Consider the following 3,533-nt stretch of genomic DNA (forward strand, 5'->3'; position numbering starts at 1 on the left):
CGGCCGTCGGTCGGTGCGGCGCCCGGGCCGCGGGCCGCAGGTCACAGGGTGCGGACCGCGGGCGCCCGGCGCCGGGGTCGTGCGGGTTACGGCAGGCCGTGGACGTGCCCGCCGACCTGGGAGGCGAACGCGTTGCCGTTGCTGGCGTCCCAGTTGGTCGACCAGGTCATCGCGCCGCGCACGCCCGGGTAGGTCTTCTCCGGCTTGAACGTGCCGCAGCCGGTGCCCTTGGTGAGGCAGTCGAGCGCGGCGTTGACCACGCCGGGCGCCGCGTACCCGCCGCCGGCCGCCCGCGGCGACGCCGGCACGCCGAGGCCGATCTGCGACGGGTCGAGCCCGTTCTCCAACTGGATGCAGGCGAGCGCGGTGAGGAAGTCGACCGTGCCCTGCGCATAGACCTTGCCGTCACAGCCGAGCATCGCACCGCTGTTGTAGTACTGCGTGTTGACGACGGTCAGGAAGTCCTTGATCGCCAGCGCCGTCTTGAAGTACTCGCTGCCCGGCGACTGCATGTCGAGCGTCTGCGGCGCCATCGTCACCACCAGGCCGCTGTGCTGGGCGTGGATCGCCTTCAGCGCCTTGGTCATGTACGTGGAGCTGAGCCCGTTCTCCAGGTCCACGTCGACGCCGTCGAAGCCGTACTCGTCCATCAGTGAGGAGATGGAGGCGGCGAACGCGTTGGCCGACGCGTCGTCGCGGACCGACACCGCGCCCTTCTCGCCGCCGACCGAGATGATCACCGACTTGCCGGCCGCCTGCTTGGCCTTGACGTCGGCCTTGAACTGGGCCTCGGTGTAGTTCAGCGCCGGATCGAGCGTGAAGTCCACCTGGCCGGGCTTGCCGGTGGCGTCCGCGAAGGCGACCGCGATGATGTCGTACTCGGCGGGGACGTCGCTGAGCTTCTGCACGGTGGCGCCGTTGTTGAAGTTCTGCCAGTAGCCGGTGATGGCGTGCTTGGGTACGGCGGCGTGGGGGGCCGCGGTGCCGGTGCTGCCACTGGTCTGTGCGGGGGTCGCGGGAGCCTTCGGCGTCGCTGCGGACGCCTGCGCCGGGCCGGCGAGCGAGGCCGCGAGGAGCGTGGCCGCGGCCAGCGTGCCGTACAGACCGCCGCGGGAACTGATCGAAGACGTACGGGAATTGCCTGATCGTGCGCGTACCACGACTGCCTCCGTGGGGAGAGGAGATGGGGGGAAGTGGCTGTGCCTGCGCGTTCAGGGGCCCCTGAGCTTCCGGTACAAGGTGGTCCAGACCTTTGGGGATGTCAACCCCCGGGTGCGCCCCCTTGTGCGATCGGGTGGCCGGGCGGTCTCCTGATCCGCACACCCGGGGCGAGTGCGGAGGCGACGCATGACGCACACCAGTCACAGCGGCGAGCAGCAGGGCGGCGGCACGGGGCGCGCTGTAGGCGCGGGGGCCGGGGCCGGTGCGGCGCCGGGCGCGGAACCGGCCCGGGCGCCGGCGCAGGACGCGGCGCCGACCGGCGGGCCACCGGGCTCGCGCTGGCGGGCGGTCGGGCCCGGGATCGTGGTCGCCGCGACCGGCGTCGGCGCCGGCGATCTGGTGGCGACGCTGATCGCGGGCAGCAAGTTCGGCTACACCCTGCTGTGGGCGGCGGTCATCGGCTGTCTGGTGAAGATCTCGCTGGCGGAGGCCGTCGGCCGCTGGCACCTGGCCACCGGGCAGACCCTCTTCCACGGCTGGCGCACCCTCGGCCCGTGGACCAGTTGGTACTTCATCGGCTACGTGGTGATCTGGGGCTTCGTCTACGGGGCGACCGCCATGTCCTCCTCCGCGCTGCCGCTGGTGGCGCTCTTCCCCGACTTCATCGGCCTGAAGACGTGGGGGGTGATCACCGGCCTGGTGGGGCTGGCGTTCGTGTGGTGGGGGCGGTACGCGGTCTTCGAGAAGGCCATGACCGTCCTGGTCGGCGTGATGTTCGTGGTGGTGGTGTACGTCGCGGTGCGGGTCGGGCCGGACGCCGGGGACTCCTTCGCGGGGCTCGCGCCCACCCTGCCGGACGGCTCGCTGCTGTACACGCTCGGCCTCATCGGCGGCGTCGGCGGCACCATCACCATGGCCGCGTACGGCTACTGGGTGAACGCCAAGGGCTGGACGGACGCCCGCTGGATGCGCACGATGCGGCTCGACAACCGGGTCGCCTACCTCACCACCGGCATCTTCGTGGTGGCCATGCTGATCGTCGGCGCCGAACTGCTGCACTCCGCCGACATCGCCCTGACCAAGGGCGACAAGGGGCTGCTCGACCTCGGCGACGTACTCGAAGACCGGTACGGCACCGCCACCGCCAAGCTCTTCCTGGTCGGCTTCTTCGCCACCTCCTTCTCCTCGCTGATCGGGGTGTGGCACGGGGTGAGCGTGATGGTGGCGGACTTCGTGGCCAACCACCGGGACGCCGGCACGGTCCGTGCGGCGGGCGGCCGGCCGGCGGGCGACGCCCCGGCCGCCCCCGCGCCGGCCGTCGTGACCGGCTCCGCTCCGGATGCGGCCCCCGCCACCCCCACCGACGAGCGGACCATCGGCCGGCACGAGCGCTCGTTGCCCTTCCGGCTCTACCTGCTCTGGCTGACCTTCCCGCCGATCAGCCTGCTCTTCCTGGACCAGCCGTTCGGGCTGGTCATCGTGTACGGGGTGCTCGGCGCGTTCTTCATGCCCTTCCTCGCCCTGACCCTGCTGTGGCTGCTCAACACCTCCCGTACGCCGCAGCAGTGGCGCAACGGCCCGCTCAGCAACGGCATGCTCGCCGTCTCCGGGCTGCTCTTCCTGGTCCTGTGCGTGCAGCAGGTGCGCGAACTGCCCTGGTAGCGGGGCCGGCTCGGCCCCCGGCCCCCGGCGGGCGTGCGGGCGGAAACGAGAACCGGCCGCGTCACCCCGCAGCGGAGGGCAGCGGGGTGACACGGCCGATCGGCGGACGCCCCCCCGGGCGGGGCGGGGGGGGGGGGGGGCCGGGGGGGGCCCCGGGGGGGGGGGGGCGCCCCCCCCGGTCGGGCCGCCCCGCCCTCGACCCCGGCTGGCGCTTTCCCGCCACCCGGAGCCACCCGCGCCCCGCACCGCCGGTTACGCCGCGTGAGGGACGGGGCGACCGGGGGTGTTGGTCGGGGAGCGGGTTGGGGCCGGGGTGATGGGGCCCGGGGGCGTACGGGGCGGGTCGGTCCGGCGGCGGGGTGGCACGGGGCACCTCGGCCCACTGCCAGGGCGGTACGGGGCGCCTCAGCCAGGCGGCAGGGCGGTGCGGGTGGTGCCTCGGCCTGGCGGCAGGGCGGTGCGGGCGCAGTGGGCGCTGTGTGCGCTGCCTCAGCCCAAGGCCAGGACGATCAGTGCGGCGGTCGTCGCGGTCTCCGCCAGGGCGCCGAAGACGTCGCCGGTCACCCCGCCGAAGCGGCGCCGGCAGTGGCGCAGCAGCGCCTCGGCCGCGGCCAGGGCGACCAGGGTGGCCACCGCGCAGCGCCAGTCTCTTATACCCAACTCCGCGCCCACGCGACGGACGCCGATGGCGGGTGGCGGGGTGGGGGGGT

General features: G+C 73.6%; 3 protein-coding genes. 1 reads left to right on the plus strand and 2 read right to left on the minus strand.

Annotated elements, in window-relative coordinates:
- Nucleotides 1-86: 86 nt before the first annotated feature.
- Nucleotides 87-1,160 (minus strand): chitinase, encoded by a 1,074-nt coding sequence (locus AAHZ94_RS30810; RefSeq protein ID WP_502964834.1) that lies wholly within the window; start codon nucleotides 1,158-1,160, stop codon nucleotides 87-89.
- 187 nt (nucleotides 1,161-1,347) lie between these two features.
- Between AAHZ94_RS30810 and AAHZ94_RS30815 the strand changes: the two genes are divergently transcribed.
- On the plus strand, nucleotides 1,348-2,823 hold the full coding sequence (locus AAHZ94_RS30815) for an Nramp family divalent metal transporter (RefSeq protein ID WP_349997017.1): 1,476 nt from the start codon (nucleotides 1,348-1,350) through the stop codon (nucleotides 2,821-2,823).
- A gap of 489 nt (nucleotides 2,824-3,312) precedes the next feature.
- On the opposite strand, the gene AAHZ94_RS30820 is transcribed toward AAHZ94_RS30815, so the two are convergent.
- Nucleotides 3,313-3,533, minus strand: a 221-nt coding sequence (locus AAHZ94_RS30820; RefSeq protein WP_349997018.1) for an adenosylcobinamide-GDP ribazoletransferase, incomplete at its 5' end; no start/stop codon positions are given.

It is taken from the genome of Streptomyces sp. HSW2009 (assembly GCF_040240285.1).
In the GTDB taxonomy this organism is placed as follows: domain Bacteria; phylum Actinomycetota; class Actinomycetes; order Streptomycetales; family Streptomycetaceae; genus Streptomyces.